This is a genomic window from Ferrimonas futtsuensis DSM 18154, assembly GCF_000422645.1.
Classification (GTDB): Bacteria; Pseudomonadota; Gammaproteobacteria; order Enterobacterales; family Shewanellaceae; genus Ferrimonas; species Ferrimonas futtsuensis.
In genome coordinates, this window is record NZ_AUGL01000023.1 from 16,445 (window position 1) to 40,373 (window position 23,929).

The 23,929-nt window shown below is 61.8% G+C and carries 18 protein-coding genes; 10 read left to right on the plus strand and 8 right to left on the minus strand.

Annotation, left to right across the window (positions count from 1 at the left end; genetic code table 11):
- Positions 1-9: 9 nt before the first annotated feature.
- Positions 10-915, minus strand: coding sequence for a sulfate adenylyltransferase subunit CysD (gene cysD / locus G505_RS0114680; RefSeq protein ID WP_028110243.1), 906 nt, complete (start codon positions 913-915; stop codon positions 10-12).
- Between the two features lie 450 nt (positions 916-1,365).
- Here cysD and G505_RS0114685 point away from each other — a divergent pair, with 450 nt between their 5' ends.
- Positions 1,366-4,578 carry a DEAD/DEAH box helicase gene (locus G505_RS0114685; protein ID WP_035385450.1) on the plus strand — a complete coding sequence of 1,071 codons (3,213 nt, stop codon included), beginning with the start codon at positions 1,366-1,368 and terminating at the stop codon, positions 4,576-4,578.
- Positions 4,579-4,628: 50 nt separating this feature from the next.
- Here the strand turns inward: G505_RS0114685 and sohB are convergent, their stop codons facing one another.
- Together sohB and G505_RS0114695 are read right to left on the minus strand one after the other, a co-directional pair.
- On the minus strand, positions 4,629-5,666 hold the full coding sequence (gene sohB, locus G505_RS0114690) for a protease SohB (RefSeq protein ID WP_028110245.1): 1,038 nt from the start codon (positions 5,664-5,666) through the stop codon (positions 4,629-4,631).
- 95 nt (positions 5,667-5,761) lie between these two features.
- Positions 5,762-8,170, minus strand: coding sequence for a VolA/Pla-1 family phospholipase (locus G505_RS0114695; RefSeq protein ID WP_028110246.1), 2,409 nt, complete (start codon positions 8,168-8,170; stop codon positions 5,762-5,764).
- Positions 8,171-8,491: 321 nt separating this feature from the next.
- Here G505_RS0114695 and G505_RS0114700 point away from each other — a divergent pair, with 321 nt between their 5' ends.
- Both G505_RS0114700 and G505_RS21680 read left to right on the plus strand, forming a co-directional pair.
- Positions 8,492-9,238 (plus strand): YciK family oxidoreductase, encoded by a 747-nt coding sequence (locus G505_RS0114700; RefSeq protein ID WP_035385451.1) that lies wholly within the window; start codon positions 8,492-8,494, stop codon positions 9,236-9,238.
- A gap of 269 nt (positions 9,239-9,507) precedes the next feature.
- Complete coding sequence (locus tag G505_RS21680; protein ID WP_051216276.1) at positions 9,508-12,087, plus strand: bifunctional diguanylate cyclase/phosphodiesterase; 2,580 nt, start codon at positions 9,508-9,510, stop codon at positions 12,085-12,087.
- Positions 12,088-12,148: 61 nt separating this feature from the next.
- On the opposite strand, the gene rluB is transcribed toward G505_RS21680, so the two are convergent.
- The 5 genes from rluB to rnm are packed head-to-tail and all read right to left on the minus strand — an operon-like array spanning position 12,149 to position 15,917.
- On the minus strand, positions 12,149-13,012 hold the full coding sequence (gene rluB, locus G505_RS0114710) for a 23S rRNA pseudouridine(2605) synthase RluB (protein WP_028110248.1): 864 nt from the start codon (positions 13,010-13,012) through the stop codon (positions 12,149-12,151).
- A gap of 12 nt (positions 13,013-13,024) precedes the next feature.
- Positions 13,025-13,603 carry an SMC-Scp complex subunit ScpB gene (gene scpB / locus G505_RS0114715; RefSeq protein ID WP_028110249.1) on the minus strand — a complete coding sequence of 193 codons (579 nt, stop codon included), beginning with the start codon at positions 13,601-13,603 and terminating at the stop codon, positions 13,025-13,027.
- Positions 13,600-14,403: a segregation and condensation protein A gene (locus G505_RS0114720; protein ID WP_028110250.1), complete on the minus strand. Its 804-nt coding sequence runs from the start codon at positions 14,401-14,403 to the stop codon at positions 13,600-13,602. Before G505_RS0114720 ends, scpB begins: the two co-directional genes overlap by 4 nt.
- 47 nt (positions 14,404-14,450) lie before the next feature.
- Positions 14,451-15,071 (minus strand): L-threonylcarbamoyladenylate synthase, encoded by a 621-nt coding sequence (locus G505_RS0114725; protein ID WP_028110251.1) that lies wholly within the window; start codon positions 15,069-15,071, stop codon positions 14,451-14,453.
- Between the two features lie 15 nt (positions 15,072-15,086).
- Positions 15,087-15,917 carry an RNase RNM gene (gene rnm / locus G505_RS0114730; RefSeq protein WP_028110252.1) on the minus strand — a complete coding sequence of 277 codons (831 nt, stop codon included), beginning with the start codon at positions 15,915-15,917 and terminating at the stop codon, positions 15,087-15,089.
- Positions 15,918-16,328: 411 nt separating this feature from the next.
- On the opposite strand from rnm, the gene G505_RS0114735 reads away from it, so the two are divergent.
- From G505_RS0114735 to trpA, 7 genes are read left to right on the plus strand one after another with little or no spacing between them, the layout of a single operon-like run.
- Positions 16,329-17,345 carry a bifunctional 3-deoxy-7-phosphoheptulonate synthase/chorismate mutase gene (locus G505_RS0114735; RefSeq protein WP_028110253.1) on the plus strand — a complete coding sequence of 339 codons (1,017 nt, stop codon included), beginning with the start codon at positions 16,329-16,331 and terminating at the stop codon, positions 17,343-17,345.
- A complete protein-coding gene (locus tag G505_RS0114740; RefSeq protein ID WP_028110254.1) occupies positions 17,342-18,898 on the plus strand; it encodes an anthranilate synthase component 1 in 1,557 nt (518 codons plus the stop codon). Before G505_RS0114735 ends, G505_RS0114740 begins: the two co-directional genes overlap by 4 nt.
- Positions 18,895-19,491 (plus strand): aminodeoxychorismate/anthranilate synthase component II, encoded by a 597-nt coding sequence (locus tag G505_RS0114745; protein ID WP_028110255.1) that lies wholly within the window; start codon positions 18,895-18,897, stop codon positions 19,489-19,491. The genes G505_RS0114740 and G505_RS0114745 overlap by 4 nt, the downstream gene beginning before the upstream one ends.
- Entirely contained in the window at positions 19,485-20,513 is a 1,029-nt protein-coding gene (gene trpD / locus G505_RS0114750; RefSeq protein WP_028110256.1) for an anthranilate phosphoribosyltransferase, read from the plus strand. Before G505_RS0114745 ends, trpD begins: the two co-directional genes overlap by 7 nt.
- Positions 20,514-21,866, plus strand: a complete 1,353-nt coding sequence (gene trpCF, locus G505_RS0114755) for a bifunctional indole-3-glycerol-phosphate synthase TrpC/phosphoribosylanthranilate isomerase TrpF (RefSeq protein ID WP_028110257.1) — start codon at positions 20,514-20,516, stop codon at positions 21,864-21,866.
- Positions 21,867-21,875: 9 nt separating this feature from the next.
- Positions 21,876-23,063: a tryptophan synthase subunit beta gene (gene trpB, locus G505_RS0114760; protein ID WP_028110258.1), complete on the plus strand. Its 1,188-nt coding sequence runs from the start codon at positions 21,876-21,878 to the stop codon at positions 23,061-23,063.
- Positions 23,060-23,872: a tryptophan synthase subunit alpha gene (trpA, locus tag G505_RS0114765; RefSeq protein ID WP_028110259.1), complete on the plus strand. Its 813-nt coding sequence runs from the start codon at positions 23,060-23,062 to the stop codon at positions 23,870-23,872. The genes trpB and trpA overlap by 4 nt, the downstream gene beginning before the upstream one ends.
- The last annotated feature ends 57 nt before the right edge of the window (positions 23,873-23,929 follow it).

Consider the following 23,929-nt stretch of genomic DNA (forward strand, 5'->3'; position numbering starts at 1 on the left):
TCCATCGGACTAAAAGTAACCTTCTATCTTCTTCTTCTCCATCGACCCGGCGGAATCCCGATCGATCACCCGGCCTTGACGCTCCGAGGTGGTGGCCAGCAACATCTCTTCGATGATCCCCGGCAGGGTGTCGGCCTCAGACTCGACGGCGCCGGTCAGGGGGTAACACCCCAGGGTGCGGAATCGAACACTGCGCATCTGCGGCGTTTCACCGGGCTCCAGAGGCATCCGCTCGTCGTCCACCATGATCAGGCTGCCCTCTCTCTCCACCACCGGGCGCGGCTGCGCCAGGTAAAGGGGCACAATCTCTATCTGTTCGCGGTAGATGTACTGCCAGATGTCCAGCTCGGTCCAGTTGGAGAGGGGGAACACCCGAATGCTCTCTCCCGGATGCACCCGGGCGTTATAGAGGTTCCACAACTCAGGGCGCTGATTCTTGGGATCCCAGCGATGGTTACTGTCGCGGAAGGAGTAGACCCGTTCCTTGGCCCTTGAGACCTCCTCATCCCGGCGGGCCCCGCCGAACGCCGCATCAAACCCATAATGATCCAGGGCCTGGCGCAGGCCCTGGGTCTTCATGATGTCGGTATGCAGGGCACTGCCATGGACAAAGGGGCTTATCCCCATGGCCAAGCCTTCTGGGTTCTTGTGCACCAACAACTCGAAATCGTGCTCCCTGGCCATACGGTCGCGAAATTCGATCATCTCCCTGAATTTCCAGGTGGTGTCCACATGCAGGAGAGGGAACGGGATTTTGCCCGGGTAGAACGCTTTTCGCGCCAGGTGGAGCAGCACCGAGGAATCCTTACCGACGGAGTAGAGCATTACCGGCTTCTCAAACTCCGCCGCCACCTCGCGGAAGATGTGGATGCTCTCAGCCTCGAGGCGATCCAGATGGGTCAGGGAAGGGGACATCCTGTGATCCTAAGTCAGTCTAAGTCAGCGTCTAAGTGAACGTCAGATCAGCGTTAACAACAATTCAACTTGGCACTTTCATATAACCAAAAGTAATCAATTTTCAATTTTGAATGCCATTTTGAAATATGCAGGGTGCCAGGTCTGCTGAATTCCGACGCTGGCAATAGCCGGCCCTCACGCCGCCCCATAGGGTCGTCCAGCCGGAGTCACATCCGTTCGACGCGATGTGATTCGACCGCCCTACGACCCTGGGCTGATGCCGGGAGAGGGTCGTAAAAGGCGCTCCACCACAAGAAACAGGGGCTAAACCAGACTGAAACTGAACAAACCGCCTGATCCCTGAGCGGTTATACCGGTTCGGCTGAAAACTGGGATTGAAGGCTATTAACCCTCTGTGGGGTCGATGGTAAGATGGTCGATTCACTCTGTGACCCGGCTTGATTATTGATGCTTTTATTTCGTCTTGCGGATGTAGAGAAAAACTTCGACGAAGCCACCTTCGCCAGGGGCAAGCGCTATTTCGAAGAGGAGATGGTGCTCCAGGCGGAGCTTGGGCCCGGCGGCGGCACGGTGCATGGCACCACCCTGGGCCGACGCGATAACCAGTACGACACCAGCATCGAGGTGCGCAAAAACGGCAGCAAAGCCTCCCTGGAGAGCTTCTGCAACTGCCCGGTCGGACAGCAGTGCAAACACGCCGTCGCCCTGCTGTTGACTCTTCTGGATCAGCACCATGGTCACCAGGACAGGTATCAGGCCTGGCTGGAAAAATTCAACCAGATCCACCCTCCTAAGGCGGCCGAAGCGCCGGCCGACACCGTTCTGGAGGGGCTGTTTCGCATCGCCCCTACCGTCGCCAGAGACGCCAGCGCCGCCGAGTCCCTCACCGTGGAGGTGGGCAACTGTCGCAGGCTGAAGCGGGGGGGGTTCAGCAAATTTTCCGTCAAGCAGCTGTTTAACGTAGCCACCCATCAGGGTGATGGCTGGGCCAGCGAAGAGGTGGTCACCTACAGCCGTCTGCTTCTGGCGACCCGGGGCAACCTCTGGTACCGGTACGCCCATCTGGAGAGCGAACTGGATCGTTACGCCTTCGAGAAGTTGCTGGAGCGGGGACTGGCTTTCTGGGAGGAGCCCGGCAATACCCTGACCCTGGGCCCACGCCGCCAGTTGCGTTTCCACTGGGAGCAGGACAACCAGTACCAGTTGCACTCCAGCCTGGACTGCGGTGAGCCCTGGGTGCTGGTGCCTTTTGGCTCGCCCTGGTACATCAACCTCAAGGAGTTCAGCGCCGGTCCACTGGAGACCGAACTCTCCACCGAGGTACTGCATCAGCTCAAGCGCCTGCCCGCCCTTCCCAGGGAGCAAGCGGTGCATTTTGGCGATCAAATCGCCCAGCAGTTTGATCAGGCAACCCTGCCCCACCCAATCCAGACCGACTACCGGAGCATAGACGCCCCCTTCACCCCTGTGCTCAAGTTGCTCCCCAGCGATGAGGGGATAGTCAGCTTTTTCTGGTTCGAGTATGGCGAGCTGATCCTCAGCCCCAGCGTGCTGGAGAGGCCACAGCAGACCCGCTTCTCCGATGACCGCGGCCACTGGCAGGTCAGCCGGGAGGGCGACCGAGAGGAGCGTGCCCTGGAGCTGTATCGCCAGCTGCAGTTGTCCGAGTTCGAACACCCTGGTCTGGATGCCCCCCAGCAGTCTCTGGCCGCCTACCTGAAGCTGGCGACCGCCTCCACGGATCTGGCGTTCTGGCAGCGGCTGTTAAGCCAGCATCAGGGGGCCATCGACGGCCAGGGTTGGCGGCTGGAAATTGACCCCAGTCTGCCGCTGCTGCCCCACGAGATCCCCGCCTTCGATCTCAGCATCGAGGAGGGGGACAACTGGTTCAGCCTGGGGATGTCGGTGGAGATCGATCAGAAGCAGGTGGAGCTGCTGCCGCTGCTGCTCACCTGGCTGGAACAGAACTCCGACTGGCGCGGCAATGAAGACCCGATCCTGCTCCACCGTGAAGGCGCCATGCCTCTGCGCATCGCCAACCGCGCCATCCGTCCGGTGCTGGCGGTATTGGAGGAGCTCTCCTCCGCCGACGGCGACAAGGTGCGCCTGCCCACCCATCAGGCTGCGGTGCTGGAACACCTGCCAGGCAAGGCGCGCTGGGTCGGCGGTGAACGGATTCGGGCCCTGGCCCACAAATTGAATCACTTTGCCGGCATCGAGGAGATTGAACCGCCAGCCGGGCTTCAGGCCCAGCTTCGTCCCTATCAGCAACAGGGTCTGAACTGGCTGGCCTTCCTGCATCAGTTCGGCTTCGGCGGCATCCTGGCGGACGACATGGGTCTGGGTAAAACCCTGCAGACCCTGGCGCACCTGCTGACCCTGAAGCAACGCGGCCAGCTGACCGCCCCGGCACTGCTGGTGTGCCCCACCAGCCTGATCAGCAACTGGCGCAGCGAGTCTGCCCGGTTCTGTCCCCAGCTCAAGGTGCAGGTACTCCACGGTCAGGACAGACACCCGCTGTTTGAGACTCTGGGAGAATACGATCTGGTGGTCACCACCTATGGTCTGGTGGGCCGGGACATCGAGCAGTTCCGCACCCTGAGTTTCTCCCTGGCCATATTGGATGAGGCCCAGGCGATCAAGAGCACCAGCGCCAAGATCACTCGGGCGGTGAAGCAGTTGGCTGCCGGTCAGCGCCTGTGCCTGACCGGTACCCCCATGGAAAACCACCTGGGAGAGCTGTGGTCCCTGTTCGACTTCGTGATGCCCGGCTTCCTCGGCAGAGAGAGTCAGTTTGCCCAGCAATACCGTAAACCCATCGAAAAAGAGGGCAATGGCGAGCTCAAGGGGGAACTGATGGCCAGGCTGGCCCCTTTCCTGCTGCGCCGCACCAAGAGCCAGGTGGCTCAGGAGTTACCCGCCAAAACCGAGATGGTGCAGACCATCCCCCTTCCCGGGCCCCAGCGCATGCTGTATGAGGGCGTTCGCGCCGCCATGGAATCCAGGGTACGCGAGCTGCTCAAGAACAAGGGGATGGCCAAGAGCCAGATAGAGTTCCTCGATGCCCTGCTCAAGCTGCGACAGATCTGCTGTGACCCGCAGCTGGTGAAGCTGGAGCAAGCCCAGGGGGTACAGGAGTCCGCCAAGCTGGATTTCCTGATGGAGATGCTCCCCTCGATGCTGGAAGATGGCCGCCGCATCCTCATCTTCTCCCAGTTTACCCAGATGCTGGCGTTGATTGAGCAGCGCATGGTGGAGGCCGGCATCCCCTACAGCAAGTTGACCGGCCAGACCCGCAAGCGGGAGGAGGCGATCAATCGCTTCCAGGATGGCGAGGTACCGGTGTTCCTCATCTCCCTGAAAGCCGGTGGAGTGGGCCTAAACCTGACCCAGGCGGACACGGTGATTCACTACGATCCCTGGTGGAATCCGGCCGCGGAAAATCAGGCCACCGACCGGGCCTATCGCATCGGTCAGGACAAGCCGGTGTTCGTCTACAAGCTGATCTGCGAACAGACCATCGAGGAAAGGGTGATGGAACTGCAGCAGCAGAAACAGGCCCTGGCGGACGCCATCTATGACAAGGAAAACCAGAGCCTGGCCACCGGTCTCACCGGTGACCAGCTGCTGAGCCTGTTTGACGCTCCCCACGAGGAGTAACCCAGACAAAAAAGGCGCCCCATGGGCGCCTTTTTTCATCATATTCAGGCTCAGCTTAATCGGCTCTTCTGATTCAGCTCAGTCACCTTGGAGAGCACACTCTCCAAAGCTTCCGACACGCCCCGGCCGAAACGGTTGGCCAGATTCTTCTTAATCACAAAGGCCAGCTTCAGCACCTCTTTGTCCTTGGCTTTCTGCATCAGCCAGTGATCCGAGGTCGCCAGCTCATCCACCAGTCCCAGCTCCAGGGCCTGGGTGGCAAACCAGTGCTCACCGGTAGCCACCTTCTCCAAGGCCAGCTCGGGACGATACTTGGCGATGAAGGACTTGAACAGGCCGTGGGTCTCCTCCAGCTCCTCCTTGAACTTCTCCCGGGCCTCGTCGGTGTTCTCGCCAAACACGGTCAGGGTACGCTTGAACTGGCCGGCGGTGTGCTGCTCATAGTCGATGTGGCTGCGCTTCAGCAGACGGTTGAAATTGGGCAGCTGGGCAATCACGCCGATGGAACCAATGATGGAGAAGGGCGCCGCCACGATGCGGTCTGCCACGCAGGCCATCATGTATCCGCCACTGGCGGCTACCTTGTCCACGGCAATGGTCAGGGGGATGCCGGCGTCACGGACCCGAGCCAGCTGGCTGGAAGCCAGGCCATAGCCATGGACCACGCCGCCGCCGCTCTCCAGGCGCACCAGCACCTCATCCTGCTTGTCCGCCACGGTCAGCAGGGCGGTGATCTCCTCCCTCAGGCTGGCCACTTCGTTGGCTTCGATGCCCCCCTTGAAGTCCAGGACAAACACCCGGCCCTCTCTGGGCTCATCCACCTTGGATTTGGCCTCCTTGGTCTTGGCCTTCTCCTCCTTCTTATGAGCCTTCTCTTTGGCCTTGAGCTGCTCCTTAGTCAGCAGCATCTCCTCCAGGTGATGCTCATAATCCTCCAGCTGATGGCTGAGGTTGGTCAGCTGCAACTCCCCTTTCTGGGGCCGCTGCTGGCGTCCCATCACTGCGGCAACCACAATCAGCGCGGCGATGGCGCCCACCAGGGTCACCGCCTTGGCCAGGAACAGGCCGTACTCGTATAAAAACTCCAAAATCAAACTCCTAGAGAGGTTTGCGCCCATTCTATACCGAAAAGCAAAAAAAGACCCAGCCTGGGGCTGGGTCTTGGAGTGTCAGCAACCGTGCATCAGGAGCAGGGCTGAACCAGGTCGGCGTTGGTCACCGGCAGGGCCATGCCGTTGGAGGCGGCAAAACCCGCCACTTGAGTCTGCATCTCGGCGGTCGCCGCGGCGGCGCTGCCGTCGGTCACTCCAGGGATCTCATTGGGGGACAGCAGAGAGCTGTGATGCCCCTTGAGGAAGCGCACCGCACCGGAAACGCTCTCTCCCTGAGTGGTGGTATCGATACAGCCCAGCCCCATGGCGGCGATCAGCGGCTCACCACCGGACAGAGGCGCGCCTGCGACAACCGGAGGCAGAGTCTGATCGGGCAGGTTGCCAGCACCGTCTCCGATGATCTCAATCACGTGCACCTTGCTGCCGGTGGCCGCCAGGGCGGCGCCGTGGTTGATGGGGTCCATCGACTCAATCTGAGTCTGAATGGAGAACATCAGAGGTGGAATCAGCTCCTCCTCGGCCTGCTTGGCCAGGGCTTCATACTCTGGCGTGCCAGGTTCAGGCTTGGGAATGCCCGCGGCTTCCGCCAGGGTCCCCACCAGGGCGTCAATCAGGGCAGGCCTGAAGGCCGGGCTGCCGGCAAACACGCCCGCCAGACCGCCGGCCGGGGCCGTCAGGGAACTGGCTTGCAGGGTGAAGGGGTTCATCTCAACAGGCACGCCGGCGATGGGGGTGTTGGCGTAGGTGGTCACATCGGTGCCGGTGATGGCACCCAGACTCAGTCCCTGCAGGGTTACCTTGGTCAGGTCGAACAGCGGAGGCTGCTCATTGGTCACCTGCCCCATCACCAGACCGGTTACCGCGGCACGCAGGGCCAGGTTATCGATCACCGCCTGACGGAAGTTATCCCTGGTGGTGAGGCCGCTGCCGATGTTGACGAACACCAGCCCGCTGCCATTGGCAAAGGGCGCGCCCAGGCTGGGGTCGGTGGCGCTGATCTCATAGACGCCGTCGCCATTGAAGTCGAACCCCCGGGCACCGTGCAGTGGCATATCGATGGCGATGGTGGCCAGGCCAGCAGCAGTCAGGGGGCCCACATTGGCCAGGGTGGTCTCCTTGGTGCCGGACAGGCCGTGCAGGGCCATGCTCAGGGGCCAGCCGGTGGCGGGCACGGACACATCGATGCCCAGCGCCGCCAGTTTGGCAGGATTGGGGATGGTGATCTGCACCGGCATCGCCTGACGGCTCTTGGGCGCAGGCACCGGGTTGAACCGGGTCAGGTGACGGGCAGGATCCGACGGGGAGCCATCATCCAGGTTGATGGTACAGCCGACGATTTCACTGGGGTCCTCCACGGCGGCCACGGGGTCGCGGCCACAGGCCACCATCTGCTCGGAGAACTTCTCCAGAGTCAGGGTGCCGGCCTGCAGGGCCTGGAGCACCGCCACCGGGCTGTCCCCCAGGGCGTTCCAGGTGCTGGAGATGGTGGGGTTGGCCGGGGTCGGCGCGGTCAGGTAGTAGGGCAGCTCGATCTCAGCGGTCAACACATCGGTGGCATCCGCCAGCAGGTAAGGCAGTCCCATCTCCGGTTGCAATCCGAGAATCTGCGCCGCGGTCAATCCGGTTGGGGTCGGCAGCTGTGTCCAGCTTGGCTCGAACGGGTCATGGGCCGGATCCGGAGAGGCCACCAGTTGCTTGGTGGTCTCCAGCACATCAAACACAGACTGGGTGGTGAACACCCCGGTGTAATTGACCGTATCCGGGTCGATACCATGGCCACTGGCCAGGGCCCCCAGGTAGTTGTTGGTCAGGGCCTGCAGATCGCGGCTGGAGCCCTCGGGCAATGGCTTGGTATTAATGTCCAGCTTCAGCTGCTTGTAGGTCTCGGAGGCGTCAATGGAACGGCCGTCAGAGTCCAGCAGCTGGTTGGTGACCACATAGAGGTAGCCACTGGTGGCTGGCAGCGGCTTCAGCGGCTGGGCAATCAGCGTGCTGCCGCTGACCGTGGTGACAAAGTCCACGCCCCAGGTCAGCTCATCGCCCATCTTACAGATGGAGAGAGAGGGTGCGCCGCTGCACTCCGCATCCGGGGAGAGTGCGCCGCCCAGGGTCACCGCAAACAGACGTACAGTGCCTGCCTGAGAGGCACTGGCCATGTCGATGGTGACATCATCCAGCAGCTCAATATTCAGTTGAATCGGCTGAGTCGTGCCCCAACCGTCCAGGGCACCCAGGGCCGCTTCAGGATCGGTGTAGGGCGCCCCGGCCACTTCGGCAGGGATCTGCAGGGTACCATCCGGAGTACCGAGGAACAGCAGATCATTGGGCAGGGGGACCACACCATTGGCGGGATCAAAGCTGACCCGAGCATAACGTTTGATAGGATCGGCCTTATTGCTGTCCTCCTGGTAGCTGTCTCCGCTACAACCGGACAATGCCAAGGCCGACAGGACGGCGGTACTTAACAGCAGTCGTCTCATTTTCTCTCCCCAATCCTTGTTGTACGCTCGCGACCGCCCCCAAGGGATTAAGGGCTTCAGACGGGAAAATGGCCGCCAGCATTAGTTTTGTTTTCCGTAGTGAAATTCGTCACAATAGGCGCGTTTCTGGTGGAAATGCCGCTCTATATGCCCATTGCGACTTCACCCAAAGTAACGCAAAAACCATATGTTAGCTACATTTTTGCAACCAATACCCCATTTCGTGGTACCCAGAATGCAATCGCTTGTTTGAAACGGCTGTTTTTGAGTACTGCAAACTCCCGAATAAAGCGCACTGCAACATAAGGAAGGCGTGAAAGGATGTTGGAATACAGCCCCAAAAAAGATCTTCTCAAGGACAAGGTCATTCTGGTTACCGGCGCCGGGGCCGGCATTGGTCGACAGGCCGCGTTAAGCTTTGCCAGCCATGGCGCCACTGTGATTCTGCTCGGCCGCAGTGTGAAAAAACTTGAGGCCGTTTACGACGAAATTGAAGCCTTGGGCGCTCCTCAGCCCGCCATCATCCCTCTGGATATGCAAGGGGCCACCGAGGAACACTACCGGGACATGACCGACACCATCGAAGGCCAGTTTGGCCGTTTGGATGGTGTGCTGCACAACGCCGGTCAACTGGGCAGCCTCACCCCCATGGACCAGGTCCCGCTGGATATGTTTGAAGAGGTGATGAAGGTCAATGTGACCGCCCAGTTCATGATGACCAAGGCACTGCTGGCTCTGCTGAAGAAGCAGGACAAGGCCTCGGTGATCTTCACCTCTTCCGGCGTCGGCCGCAAAGGACGGGCATTCTGGGGGCCCTACGCCATCTCCAAGTTTGCCACCGAAGGGATGATGCAGGTGCTGGCCGATGAGCTGGACGGCAGCGGCATCCGGGTGAACTGCATCAATCCAGGGGCGACCCGCACCAGGATGCGTGCCCTGGCCTACCCGGCAGAGAACCCACAGACCCTGAGGGCCCCGGACGAGATCATGCCCCTCTATCTCTACCTGATGGGCGATGACAGCCTGGACGTTCACGGCCAGAGCCTGGACGCCCAACCGAAAACGTAAAAGGCTTCAAGCAAAAAGTGCGGTTTTCCCTTTGGTGAACCGCACTTTTCCAGGAAGATCACAGAACTGCCCCCCTTAACCTGCCTCAGAAAAACTCTCAGGTGCATTTATTGTAATGCAATGATAATTTTGTACTTTCTTAACTAAAGTTGAGACAAAACCCAGACGCGTTTTGTACAAAAGCCCAACAGAGATCAGTCAAACCCATGAAATGGACCTTGTCGGTTGACCGACCTGCCTCGCCGCAACCAACGGCCTCAGGGCGAGCGATGAAGATCAGGCGCTACAGCATGCTGATGGCGGCCCTGGTGTTTCTCTTTACCCTTGGGCTGACCCTGAGTGCCACCCAGACCATAGACAATTACGAGGCGGAGAAGCGTCGCGCCAAGGTGTACGATTTTCTGAGCAGCGCCGAGGAGCGTATGGTCTCGGAAGTGGCCAAGATCCACTCAGCCATCTACCTGGCCGCCTCCTCCATCCAGCGTATTCACCATGCCGAGCCGGAGGTACTGAAGCAGCGGTTTCACCGGCTGGCCTATCTGATTCTGCAGAACAACCCCTCGGTGGTTGGGCTGGATCTGGCCCCGGACAGCCGCATCTGGGCGGTCTACCCCGATCAGCCCCACCCCGGCCTGGGCGAGGAGATCAGTGGGCAACACTCCACCCGGGAAGCTGTCCGGCTCAGGCGAGCGGTGATGGGAGGCCCCTATTCGCTGTATGCGGGGGGCACCGGCCTGGTTCTGAGCCAGCCCATCTTCGTCAATGATCAACACCAGCAGAGCACCACCCCGTCAGACGGCACCCGATTCTGGGGGTTCATCAACGCGGTGATGCGCTTTGGCGACAGCAAGTTACTCGACGGTCTCAACCTGCTGGCCGGCGACAGCATCAACTACAGCCTCTACTGCGGCAACCTGATCTCTGAACACGTCTACAACAACACCGGCAAGCCGGTGGAGACGGGGCAGAGCCGCAGCTTTCTGGTTAATGGCCTGCAGTGTCAGCTGAGGGCAGAAAGCCTGGAGGAGGTCAATCACCCCATCTCCTTCCTGTTTATTCTTATCTGTGGCCTGGTGACCTCCTCGCTGATCAGCCTGTGGATCCTGCAGCAGGGCAACATCAAATACCGGCTGGAGCAGCAGGTGGCCCAGAAGACTCAGGCGCTGCTGGACTCCGAGCTGCAGTTTCGGGAGCTCTCCGAACGTTCCCTTACCGGCATCTTCATCATCACCCATGGCCGCTTCACCTATGTGAACCCCAGGGCCGCGGATATGATCGGTTACACCCCCGACGAGCTGCTGGCTCTCAAGGACCTCTCCGAGCTGATCCACTACCAGGACTTCCTGCACATTAAGGACTGGCTGGATGCCCCCAAAGAGACCTCAGAAGAGGCGGGGCTGGGGCCTCACCTGCACCGCCGCATCCGCTGCTTCGCCAAGACCGGCCAGACCAAACACCTGGAGTTCTACTGCGTCACCACAGAGTACAAGGGTGAGATCGCCATCTTCGGATCCATGCTGGATGTCACCACCCAGGTGGCCGCCGAAAAGAAGATCACCTATCAGGCCTACTACGATCAGCTCACCGGCCTGCCCAACCGCGCCTCCTTTCAGCAAAGGCTGCGCCAGAGCATCAGTCACGGCCGAAATGGCCGCATGGCACTGATGTTCATCGACCTCGACAAGTTCAAGACCATCAACGACAGCCTGGGCCATGACTCCGGCGACCAACTGCTGAAGCTGGCGGCCAGCCGGCTGCGCCGCACCCTGAGAAGCCGCGACTTTGTCGCCCGGGTCGGCGGCGATGAGTTCGCCATCCTGCTGGAGCAATATGAGGACAAGGCCCAGATTGAGCACATTGCCCAGCGCGCCATTGAGTCCTTCAAAGAGCCGTTCACTCTTAAGGAGAAGAACTTCTACATCGGCCTGAGCATCGGCATCTGCCTCTACCCCAGTGACGGTGGCGATGCCGAAACCCTGCTGAAGAACGCCGACATCTCCATGTACCTGGCCAAGGGCAATGGTGGCAGCGCCTACAAGTTCTTCGATGAGAGCGAATCCCACCTGTTCTACGGCAAGCTGGATCTGGAGAATGAGCTGCGCAAGGCACTGAACCAGGGGGGACTGCACCTGGAGTTCCAGCCCCAGAACTCACTGGTCAATGGCGACATCGTCGGCACGGAAGCCCTGGTACGCTGGTATCACCCCATCAAGGGGCGCATTCCACCGGTGGAGTTTATTCCGGTGGCGGAGGAGAGCAGCCTGATCCTGGAGCTGGACCGCTATGTGCTCGAACGGGGCTGCCGCCAGCTGGCCCGCTGGCACAGAGAGGGGCTGGACGTCAGGCTGGCCATCAACATCTCCTCCGCCCAGTTGGAGAAGGGGGACCTGCTTGGGCTAGTGCGCCGCTGCCTGGAACAACACGAAATCATCCCCAACCGTCTGGAGCTGGAGATCACCGAAAACTCGCTGATCCGCAATCCGGATGAAGCCGCCGCCACCCTCAAGGGGTTGCAGCAGCTCGGGGTCAGCATCGCCATCGACGACTTCGGCACCGGCTACTCCTCCTTTGCCCTGCTCAAGGACTTGCCCATCAACAAGATCAAGCTGGACAAGACCTTCATCGACGCCATCGAGACCGATGACAAGGACAGGAAAATCATCAACACCATCGGCGAACTGGCCCGCTCGCTGCAGCTGCAATTGATCGCCGAGGGGGTCGAGACCGACACCCAGGTGATGAGGCTGCTCGAATGCGGCTGTTACCAGGGGCAGGGCTTCCTGTTCAGCCGCCCACTGAGCGCCGTAGACTATGAACAGCTGCTCCGGGAAAGTCGGCTTATAGTCTGATCCCGACACAAAAAAACCAGCCTGATGGCTGGTTTTTTTATGGGAAACGCCTAAGTCGCGTTTAGCGCTTGGGACTCCGGCCGCGGCTGTGCTTGTTCACCGCCCGGCGGATCTTACCAGTCTTGATCTTGGCCTTACGACGGGCAGACTGCTTGTCCTTATCCATCAGGGAACGGCTTTCCGGATCCAGCTCCACCAGGGTACGCAGGTAGTTCACCTGCTCCAGGGGCAGCTCAGTCCAGCCGCCACGAGGCAGACCTTTGGGCAGGGTGATGTCACCATAACGGATACGCATCAAACGGGACACCTGCAGGCCCTGACTCTCCCACAGACGGCGCACTTCGCGATTACGTCCTTCGCTCAGCACCGCGTGGTACCAATGGTTCAAACCTTCACCACCGGCAGCAATCAGACGCTTGAAACTGGCTGGACCGTCATCCAGCTCAACGCCGCCGCGCAGCGCACGCAGGTTGTCTTCAGACACTTCACCGAATACCCGCACCGCGTACTCACGCTCCACTTCCCGGGAGGGGTGCATCAGTCGGTTGGCCAGTTCACCGTCGGTGGTAAACAGCAGCAGGCCCGAGGTGTTGATGTCCAATCGGCCCACCGCTACCCAGCGACTGCCCTTCACCTGGGGCAGACGGTCAAAGACCGTGGGACGACCTTGAGGGTCGGTACGGGTACACAGCTCCCCTTCCGGCTTGTAGTAGGCCAGAACCCGGCAGATGACGTCGTCTTCCGTCTGGATGGACACCAGGTGACCGTCGATGCGCACCTGCAGGTCAACGCCGGTTTCAATCCGGTCACCCAGCTTGGCCACGCTGCCGTTCACACTGACTCGCCCAGCCTCAATAACGGCTTCCATCTCACGACGGGAACCGTGGCCGGCACGAGCTAACACCTTCTGTAGCTTTTCGCTCATGAATTCTCTTCTTTAATGTACGGGGTCCTGAACCGCGCCCCCGCTGAGCAGGGCCTCGATGGCACCCTCATCACTCAGTGGTGGCAGGTCACTCAGACTCCCCAGGCAAAAATAATGCAAAAACGCATCCGTGGTGGCATAGAGGGCGGGCCGTCCCGGCACCTCCTTATGACCTACCACTTTCACCCAATCTCTCTCCATCAGGGTGCGGATGATATTGGAACTCACCGCCACCCCACGTATCTTCTCAATCTGTCCCCGGGTCACCGGCTGGCGATAGGCGATCAGCGCCAGGGTCTCCAGCAGTGCCCGAGAGTATCTGGGCGCCCTCTCCTGCCACAGCGCGGAAAGGGGATCACTCAGATCCGTATTGCTCTGGAAACGGTAGCCACCGGCCACCTGCACCAGATTGATGCCTCGTCCGGCATAATCGGACTCCAGCTCATCCAACACCTCATTGATCCGCCCCAGGGTCACCTGGAACGCCGCCAGTACCCCCTGGCGCAGCCCCTTGGCACTCAAGGGAGCGTCCGCCACAAACAAGGCGGCCTCAATCAGCTGCTTAAGCTGGGCATCATTAATTTTGCTCACGCCCTTGCCCTCACGTGGATCTGGCTCATGGGTTTCACCTGTTGAATCTCCACCAGGCTCTCCTTGGAGAGTTCCAAAACGGCCAGGAAGGTCACCACCACACCGGCGCGCCCCTCCCGGGGCTCAAACAGGCTGACAAAGGGCGTAAACCGGTCGGCACTGAGCAGACTCATGATCCGGCTCATCCGCTCCCGGGTGGAGAGGGCTTCCCGCTCCACCTGATGCTGTTCAAACAGTTCCGCCTTGGACAGCACGCCTCGCAAGGCGTCCAGCAGTTCATCCAGGCTCACCTCAGGCGGCACCACGCGAGGCACCAGGTTGGCCGCCCGTCCAGCGTGCGCCACCCAGGTGTCCCGCTCCACTCTGGGCAGGGTATCCATCTGCTCTGCGGCGGTCTTGATCACCTCATAGGCCTGCAGTTGGCGGATCAGCACCATGCGCGGATCCTCCTCTTCGCCCTCCTCCGTCTCCGGCTTAGGCAGCAGCATCCGCGACTTGATCTCAGCCAGGGTCGCCGCCATCACCAGATACTCGCCCGCCAACTCCATCTGAAGATGGTCCATCAGGGCGATGTAATCCATGTATTGACGGGTGATGTCGAACACCGGCAGATCCACAATGTCCAGCTTGTGGCGCCGGATAAGGTAGAGCAGCAGATCCAGAGGCCCTTCAAACGCCTCCAGAATCACCTCCAGGGCGTCCGGCGGGATATAGAGGTCCGCCGGCAGCTCCACCAGGGGCTTGCCTCGGACCACCGCCAGAGGCAGGGGCGGCTGAACTGTCAGTGGAGCTTGGCTCATATCAGGCGGCGCTATTATAGGCGTTCAAGGGTAAAAAGCTAACCATACTATAAAAAGGGTGTGGGGTCGCCCGCGCCTTCCCGGACCAGCTGCACATCATCGTCACTGCAATCCACCACTGTAGTGGGGCTCTCACTCAGGTAACCACCATGGATGATCAGGTCGACCTGGTGCTCCAGGCGATCGCGCACCTCCTCAGGATCGGACTCGGCAAACTCCTTGCCGGGCAGAATCAGGGTGCTGGACATCATCGGCTCCCCCAGGGCTTCCAGCAGCGCCAGAGCGATGGCGTTATCGGGAATCCGGATGCCGATGGTCTTACGCTTCTCGTTCAGCAGGCGGCGGGGCACCTCCTTGGTGCCTTTGAAGATAAAGGTGTAGGGACCCGGCGTGTTGTTGCGCAGCAGGCGAAACGCCAGGTTATCCACCTTGGCATAGAGGGACAGCTCCGACAGGTCGCGGCACATCAGAGTAAAATTGTGGTCACTGTCGATCTGACGGATACGGCAGATCTGGTCCAGGGCCTTCTTATTCCCCAGGGCACAGCCGATGGCGTAACCGGAATCGGTGGGGTAGATCACCACCCCACCGCCTCGCACGATGGCAACCGCCTGATTGATCAGGCGCGTCTGCGGCGTCTCAGGGTGTACATAGAAAAACTGGCTCATTGCTCCTCCAGATACTTATTGTTCTTGGTATAGCTTCTGCCAGACGCCGGGCAGATCCGGCAACTGCAGGTGCCGGCCCAACTCGACCCAGCGGCCCGGCTGATGAAAGTCACTGCCAACCGAAGCCAGCAATTGATGTTCCCGGCACAGCTGTGCCAGGAAACTGCGTTCGTTCTGGGGCTGCTGACACAGCACCACCTCCATGGCATCCCCGCCCACCTCACTGAACAGGGTCAGCAGTTTGCGCAACCACTTGTTGGACAGTTGGTAGCGCCCGGGGTGTGCCAGCACCGCCAGCCCGCCGGCCCCCTGAATGACCGACACCGCCGTGGCAATGTCGCACCAGTCATTGGGCACATAGCCCGGTTTGCCCCGGCCCAGGTATTTGTCAAAAGCCTGCTGCTGAGTGGTCACCAGACCTCGCTCCAGTAATACCCGAGAGAAGTGGCCCCGGCCCACGGTGGCGCCGTTGGCCTTACGCACCGCCTCCTCCCAGACGCCGGCGATCCCCTTCTTGGCCAGACGGTTGCCCATCTCCTTGGCCCGCAGATCCCGGCGGCGGCGCTGTTCGGCCAGCAACTGCTGCAACTCGGCGTTCTCCTCATCGAACCCCAACCCCACCACATGGATGTCAAAGCTGTGCCACTTGGTGGAGATCTCCACGCCGCTGATCAGGGTCAGCGCACTGCTCCGGGCCGCCTCACGGGCCTCCGCCAGGCCGGCGGTGGTGTCATGGTCGGTGATGGCCAGCACATCCACCTGCTGGTTGAGAGCCCGACCCACCAACTCAGACGGGGTGAGGGTGCCATCGGATGCGGTGGTGTGGGAGTGAAAATCAAACTTCATGGGCAGTTGGGTGTTCTCTTGAGTGACTACTGCAGGAATTGCATAAAACAGTCTGTACAGACAATACGATAGCTATATTGTACTTCACTTTGACACCAAGATGGGGGCCAATCTGGCCTCGGGACGCCCAGTGCGACTTTTGCGACGGCAATCACCGGCTGAATCCAGGGTTGACACCATTAGCCGCCTCGGGTTACTGTCCGTGTAAACCTTCTGCGTAAACTTGAAATTACGGACTCTCTAACGTGACTCAGGCAACTCTGTTTAACATTCAGTGGTGGTGGCACATCCCAAACAAGCGGGAAGTGCGCTGGACTGTGCCTGAGTAACAGAGAACAGAAACCAGACAACGAAAACCCGCTTTGTAACCAAAGCGGGTTTTTTTATATCTATTTGACGGAACAATCAGCCATGATCATCATTCTCAAGCCACATGCCAGCAAAGAAGACGCTCAGCAACTGCTGAGCCAGATTGAAGCCAAAGGGCTCAAACCCCTTTACATGCCAGGTGTGGAGCGTACCGTTCTCGGCGCCCTGGGTGATGAACGTGTATTGCAATCTTTACACCTGGAGAGCCACCCCCTGGTGGATGAGGTCAAACCCATCCTCTCCTCCTACAAGCTGGTGAGTCGCGAACTCTACCCCATCGATACCCGGGTCAAGATTGGCCGCCACGCCGTCGGCGGAGAGGGCTTCACCGTGATCGCCGGTCCCTGTGCCGTGGAAAGTCAGGCCCAGCTCGATGGCATCGCCGACTATCTGACCCACCACCCGGTTGCCGCCATCCGTGGCGGGGCCTACAAGCCGCGCACCAGCCCCTACAGCTTCCAGGGCCTGGGTGAGGAGGGGCTGAAGATCTTAAAGGCCACCAGCGAACGCAGCGGCCTGCCCACGGTTTCCGAAGTGGTGGACGCGGCCGACGCCGAGCTGATGGCCCAGTATGTGGATTGCCTGCAGATCGGCGCCCGCAACATGCAGAACTTCCGCCTGCTGGAAGCGGTAGGCAAGCTGGACACTCCGGTACTGCTCAAGCGCGGCATGAGCGCCACCATCGAGGAGCTGCTGCTGGCCGCCGAGTACATCGTCAACGCCGGCAACCCCAATGTCATCCTGTGTGAGCGGGGCATCCGCACCTATGAGACCGCCACCCGCAACACCCTGGACCTGAATGCCGTCGCCTACCTCAAGCGCAAGACCCACTTGCCGGTGCTGGTGGACCCCAGCCACGGCACCGGCGTCCGCGAGCTGGTGATCCCCCTGGCCCGTGCCGCCGCCGCGGTCGGCGCCGACGGCATCATCGTCGAGACCCACACCAACCCGGCCCAGGCCCTTTCCGATGGACATCAAAACCTGGATCCTCAACAATTTGATGACCTGATGTCCTCTTTGAAACCCTTTGTGGAAGCCGCGGGAAGGAGCCTGAAGTGATCGCATCTCTTAAACCGGGTCAGAGCCACACCCTGACCCTCAGTTGCAGATATCAACACCAACCGGCGGATCTGTTCCAGATGCTCGCTGGCGATCTGCCCAACACCATGCTGCTGGAGTCCGCCGAAGTGGACACCAAGGCGGACACCCAGAGCCTGCTGATGCTGGCCGCCGCCCTGCGCATCGAGTGCAACGGCCACAGCATCAACTGCCGGGCCCTGAGCGCCAACGGCAAGAGCCTGCTGCCCCATCTTCAGGCCAGCTTGACGGAGTTCACTCCCCGGCTTGAGGGCGACACCCTGACGCTGACGGTGCCCCAACAGCCCCAGGCCCTGGATGAGGACAGCCGCCTCAAGGCACCCTCCCCCCTGTCGGTGCTGCGCGGTATTCTTGCTAGCGTGGATCACGACGACGCCTGTGCCCAGTCGCTGATGCTGGCCGGCTGCTTCGCCTTCGATCTGGTGGCCACGGTGGAGCCTCTGCCGGAAGTAAAAGAGAGTCCCAACAACTGCCCGGACTACCTCTTCTACCTGGCGGAGCAGACTCTGGTTCTGGACCACCGCCGCCGCTCCGCCCGCCTGATCGGCACCCTGTTTGGCGGTGCCCACGCCGAGATGAGCCAGCACCACCTGAGCCAGTCCCTGGCAGAGCTGGCCCGGCGCATCGATGGCTTCACCGGCGGCAAGGCGGTCTCGGTGGCAGAGCCGACGACCGTCCAGCTCAGCCAGGACGACGCCCAGTTCCGTCAAAAGGTGGAAAATCTCAAGGAACACATTCGCGCCGGTGACATCTTCCAGGTGGTGCCCGGAAGACGCTTCTCCCTGCCCTGCCCCAACCCTGTCGAGGCCTATCGCAGACTGCGCCGGGACAACCCCAGCCCCTACATGTTCGTGATGCAAGATGAAACCTTCACCCTGTTCGGTGCCTCCCCGGAGAGCGCCCTCAAGTATGGCGCCGACTCCAACCAGGTGGAGATCTACCCCATTGCCGGCACCCGCCGCCGCGGCCGCCGCGCCGACGGCAGCCTGGATTACGATCTGGATGCCCGCATCGAACTGGGCCTGCGCCAGGATAAGAAGGAGACCGCCGAACATATGATGCTGGTGGATCTGGCCCGCAACGACATCGCCCGAATCAGTCAGCCCGGCAGCCGCCGCATTCCCGAACTACTCAAGGTGGACAGATACAGCCATGTGATGCACCTGGTCAGCCGGGTCACCGGCCAGCTCCGTGAGGATCTGGACGCCCTGCACGCCTACCAGGCCTGCATGAACATGGGCACCCTCACCGGCGCCCCCAAGGTCCGTGCCGCCCAGCTGCTGCGTGAGGCGGAAGGGGAGCGGCGAGGCAGCTACGGCGGCGCCGTCGGCTACCTCAACGGCCGGGGTGACATGGACACCTGCATCGTCATCCGCTCCGCCCTGGTCAACGGTGGCACCGCCTATGTCCAGGCCGGCGCCGGCGTGGTGTATGACTCCGATCCGCAGTCGGAAGCCGATGAAACCCGCAACAAGGCGATGGCGGTGATCCGCGCCATGGGAGGTAGCCTGTGAACCCCATCATCCTGCTGGACAACTTCGACTCCTTCACCTGGAACCTGGTGGACCAGTTCCGCAGCCTGGGCCACCCGGTGACCGTCTACCGCAACGACATCGATGCCGCACAGCTGGCGAACACACTGCTGAAGGAGCACCAGGACGCGGTGCTGGTGCTCAGCCCCGGCCCCGGCGCTCCCGCCGAAGCGGGCTGCATGATGCAGCTTATTGAGCTGGTGGCGGGCAAACTGCCGATCCTGGGGATCTGCCTGGGGCATCAGGCCCTGGTGGAGCACTACGGCGGCAAGGTAGGCTTCGCCGGCGAGGTGGTGCACGGCAAGGCCAGCCCCATGAGCCACGACGGCGGTCCGCTGTTCCGCGGCATGGCCAACCCTCTGCCGGTGGCGCGCTACCACAGCCTGGTGGCCCATACTGTGCCTGATTGCCTGCACGTGCCCGCCAAGGTCGACGAGATGGCGATGGCCATCGTCCACCCACAGCACCGGGCCGTGGGCTTTCAGTTCCACCCCGAATCCATTTTGACCCTGGAGGGCAGCGGGTTGCTGACCCGCACCCTGACCCTGCTGACCGAGGACACGCCCCTATGCTGACTCCAGTACAAAAGATGATGACCCAGCTGTTTGACGGCAACGCCCTCTCCCGCGAGCAGGCCAAGACCCTGTTCAGTTATGTGGTCCATGGAGAGGTGAGCGAGGTGGAGCTGGCCTGTGTGCTCACCGCGCTGAAGTTGCGGGGCGAGCAGATCGAGGAGATCACCGGTGCCGCCGAAGCCCTGCGCCAAGCGGCCCGCCCCTTCCCCCGCCCGCAAGGTGATCTCATCGACATCGTCGGCACCGGCGGCGATGGCGCCAACACCATCAACATCTCCACCACCGCCACCTTTGTGGCCGCCGCCGCCGGTGCCCGGGTGGCCAAACACGGCAGCCGCAGCGTCTCCTCCCGCTCCGGCGCCTCCGACCTGCTCAACCAGTTTGGGGTCAACCTGACCATGTGTCCGGATCACTCCGCCCAGTGTCTGGACCAGCTGGGGGTGACCTTCCTGTTTGCCCCCCACTACCACGCCGGCATGCGCCACGCCGCGCCGGTGCGCCAGGTGATGAAGACCCGCACCCTGTTCAATGTGCTGGGGCCACTGATCAACCCGGCGCGCCCCAACCAGATGCTGCTGGGGGTCTACGCTCCTGAGCTGATCCGTCCCATCGCCGAGGTGATTCGCTCTCTGGGCGTGGAGCGGGCCATGGTGGTGCACGGCAGCGGCCTGGATGAGCTGGCCATTCACGGCGACAGCCAGGCACTGGAAATCATCGGTGGCGAGATGATTGAGCGCCACTTCTCCCCCGCCGACCTCGGAGTCAATCAGTACGATCTGGCCGCCATCCGCGGTGGCGAACCGGAAGAGAACCGCGCCATCTCCGAGCAGCTGCTTGGCGGTGGCGGCACCGATGCCCAGCGGGCAGCGGTGGCGGTCAACGCCGGCGCCGCCCTCTACCTCGCCGGTCAGGCGGACAGCATGAAGGCCGGCACCGAGCTGGCCATGGCCACCATGGACGCCGCCAAGCCGCTGCAGCTGATCCGCGACTTCGCCCAGCTCAGTCAACAGGAGGCGGTGTAAGTGAGTACCATCTTAGGCAAGATTGTCGACACCAAGGCCCGGCACATCGACCAGCTGGAGCGGCGCTACGGCGAACTGCTGCACAGCCGCGCCGCCCCCAGCGACCGCTCCCTGTATGACGCCCTCAAAGGCGGCAACGCCGGTTTCATCCTGGAGTGCAAAAAGGCCAGCCCCTCCAAAGGGCTGATCCGTCCCGACTTCGACCCGGTGGCCATTGCCACGGTCTACGACAAATACGCCGCCGGCATCTCGGTGCTTACCGACGAGCAGTTCTTCCAGGGCGACTTCGAGTACCTGAAGGCGGTGCGGACTGCGGTCAGCGTGCCGGTGTTGTGCAAAGACTTTGTGGTGGACGCCCGCCAGCTGCGCCTGGCCCGCCACATGGGCGCCGACGCCGCCCTGCTGATGCTGTCGGTGCTGGACGATGAGCAGTACCGGGCACTGGCCGAAGAGGCCAACATCCTGGGGCTGGACATCCTCACCGAAGTCAGCAACGACGAAGAGGTTGAGCGCGCCATCGCCCTGGGTGCCCGCATCATCGGCATCAACAACCGGGATCTGCGCGATCTCTCCGTCGACCTGGCCACCACCGAGCGCCTGGCCCCCAGGATTCCCCAGGACCGGGTGGTGATCAGTGAGTCCGGCATCGCCACCCATCAGGACGTGCGCCGCCTGGCACCCCTGGCGGATGGTTTCCTGGTGGGCAGCCAGTTGACCGCCCAGGACAACATTGACCAGGCCTGCCGCCAGCTGATTTTCGGCGAGAACAAGGTGTGCGGCCTCACCCGCGACGCCGATGTGAAGGCGGTGGCCGAGGCCGGCGCCCTCTATGGCGGCCTGATTTTCGCCCCTAAGTCGCCCCGCTGCGTCACCCCGCAGCAGGCTGCCCGCCTACGCCAGACCGCCGATCTTCGCTTCGTCGGCGTGTTCGTCAACGAATCCGCGGAGACCGTGGCCAAACTGGCCAACGAACTGACCTTGCACGCAGTGCAGCTGCACGGCAGTGAGGATGAGGCCTACATCGACGCCCTGCGCCCGCAACTGCCACACACCCAGATCTGGAAGGCGGTCAAGCCCGACGGCAGCAACCGGGTCAGCAACGCCGACCGGCTGCTGTTCGACAGCGCCAAGGCGGGCCAGTTTGGTGGCACCGGCACCACCTTCGACTGGTCCCTGGTGGGCGAGGACCGCCCCAGCGCCATGCTGGCTGGTGGTCTCTCCCCCGACAACGTTCAGGAGGCTGCCGCCGCCGGCTTCCTGGGACTGGATCTCAACTCAGGCCTGGAGTCCGCCCCCGGCCTGAAACAGCAAGATAAAATAGCCCAGGCCTTTGCCAGCCTGCGCCAATACTGAGGAAGCCCCATGACCATCCTAAACCCCTACTTCGGTGAATATGGCGGCATGTATGTGCCCCAAATCCTGATGCCGGCCCTCAAGCAGCTGGAGAAGGCGTTTGTCGACGCCCAGCAGGACCCCGAGTTTCAGAAGGAGTTTACCGAGCTGCTGAAAGAGTACGCCGGTCGCCCCACCGCCCTGACCCTGACCCGCAACTTCAGCCCCAACCCCAAGGTGAAAATCTACCTCAAGCGGGAAGACCTGCTCCACGGCGGCGCCCACAAGACCAATCAGGTCCTGGGTCAGGCGCTGCTGGCCAAGCGCATGGGCAAGCATGAGATCATCGCCGAGACCGGCGCCGGCCAGCACGGCGTGGCCACCGCCCTGGCCTGTGCCCTGCTGGGCCTCAAGTGTCGGGTCTACATGGGCGCCAAGGACGTGGAGCGCCAGAGCCCCAACGTGTTCCGCATGCGACTGATGGGCGCCGAGGTGATCCCGGTGCACGCCGGCTCCGCCACCCTCAAGGATGCCTGCAACGAGGCGATGCGCGACTGGTCCGCCAACTACGACCACGCCCACTACCTGCTGGGCACCGCCGCCGGGCCCCACCCCTTCCCCACCATAGTGCGCGAGTTCCAGCGGATGATCGGTGAGGAGGCCAAGGCACAGATCCTGGCCAAAGAGGGGCGCCTGCCCGATGCGGTGATCGCCTGTGTCGGCGGCGGCTCCAACGCCATCGGCCTGTTCGCCGACTTTATTGAAGAGACCGATGTGGCCCTCATCGGCGTGGAGCCTGCCGGTCACGGCATCGACTCCGGCGAGCACGGCGCTCCCCTGGCCCACGGCAGCACCGGCATCTTCTTCGGCATGAAATCCCCGATGATGCAGGATGAGCATGGCCAGATTCAGGAGTCCTACTCGGTCTCCGCCGGACTGGACTTCCCCTCAGTCGGCCCTCAGCACGCCCACCTGGCCGCCACCGGCCGGGCCCAATACCCTTCCATCACCGACGACGAGGCCCTGACCGCCTTCCAGCGCCTGTGCGCCTGCGAAGGGATCATCCCCGCCCTGGAATCCTCCCACGCCCTGGCCCACGCCTACAAGATGGCCGAGGCCGCCACCGAGGAAACCCTGCTGCTGGTCAACCTCTCCGGCCGCGGAGACAAGGACATCTTTACCGTACACAACATCCTGGAGCAGGAGGGCAAACTGTGAGCCGTTACCAGAACCTGTTTGACGCCCTGAATGAAAAGGGCGAAGGCGCCTTTGTCCCCTTTGTGACCCTGGGTGACCCCCACCCGGATCAGACCCTGGCGGTGATTGACGCCCTGGTGGCCGGTGGTGCCGATGCCCTGGAGCTGGGGATCCCCTTCTCCGATCCCCTGGCGGACGGTCCCACCATCCAGAACGCCACGGTGCGCGCCCTGAGTGCCGGTACCACCCCGGCCCGCTGTTTCGACCTGCTGGCCCAGGTGCGTCAGCGTTACCCCCAGCTGCCCATTGGCCTGCTGGTGTACGCCAACCTGGTGTTCTCCCCCGGGATCGACGCTTTCTATCAGCGCTGCCGCGACACCGGCATCGACTCGGTACTGGTGGCCGATGTCCCCGTGGAGGAAAGTCGGGAGTTTGCCGACTCTGCCCGACGTCACGGCGTGGCCCCCATCTTTATCGCACCGCCCAACGGCGACGAACAGACCCTGAAGGCGGTCTCCGAGCAAGGAGAAGGCTACACCTACCTGCTCTCCCGTGCCGGGGTCACCGGCACCGAGACCAAGGCGGGGATGCCGGTTGGCCCTCTGCTGGAGAGCCTCAAGGCGTTCGACGCCCCTCCGGCAATCCTCGGCTTTGGCATCTCTGAGCCTCAGCAGGTACGCGATGCGGTAGGCGCGGGCGCCGCCGGCGCCATCTCCGGCAGTGCCACAGTGAAGATCATCGAGAAATATCATGGCGATATTCAGCGTATGACCGAGGAGTTAACCCGGTTTACCCGAGCCATGAAGGACGCCACCCGCAAAGTTGGTTAAAACCCACCCCAAAAGGCGGAGCCCCCTGCGCTCCGCCTTTCCAGTACTTGTGCTATT

Coding starts and splice junctions, on each gene's coding strand:
- cysD (WP_028110243.1), bottom strand. CDS start 915: ATGTCCCCTTCCCTGACCCATCTGGATCGCCTCGAGGCTGAGAGCATC.
- G505_RS0114685 (WP_035385450.1), top strand. CDS start 1,366: ATGCTTTTATTTCGTCTTGCGGATGTAGAGAAAAACTTCGACGAAGCC.
- G505_RS0114695 (WP_028110246.1), bottom strand. CDS start 8,170: ATGAGACGACTGCTGTTAAGTACCGCCGTCCTGTCGGCCTTGGCATTG.
- G505_RS0114700 (WP_035385451.1), top strand. CDS start 8,492: ATGTTGGAATACAGCCCCAAAAAAGATCTTCTCAAGGACAAGGTCATT.
- G505_RS21680 (WP_051216276.1), top strand. CDS start 9,508: ATGAAGATCAGGCGCTACAGCATGCTGATGGCGGCCCTGGTGTTTCTC.
- rluB (WP_028110248.1), bottom strand. CDS start 13,012: ATGAGCGAAAAGCTACAGAAGGTGTTAGCTCGTGCCGGCCACGGTTCC.
- G505_RS0114720 (WP_028110250.1), bottom strand. CDS start 14,403: ATGAGCCAAGCTCCACTGACAGTTCAGCCGCCCCTGCCTCTGGCGGTG.
- G505_RS0114725 (WP_028110251.1), bottom strand. CDS start 15,071: ATGAGCCAGTTTTTCTATGTACACCCTGAGACGCCGCAGACGCGCCTG.
- rnm (WP_028110252.1), bottom strand. CDS start 15,917: ATGAAGTTTGATTTTCACTCCCACACCACCGCATCCGATGGCACCCTC.
- G505_RS0114735 (WP_028110253.1), top strand. CDS start 16,329: ATGATCATCATTCTCAAGCCACATGCCAGCAAAGAAGACGCTCAGCAA.
- trpD (WP_028110256.1), top strand. CDS start 19,485: ATGCTGACTCCAGTACAAAAGATGATGACCCAGCTGTTTGACGGCAAC.
- trpB (WP_028110258.1), top strand. CDS start 21,876: ATGACCATCCTAAACCCCTACTTCGGTGAATATGGCGGCATGTATGTG.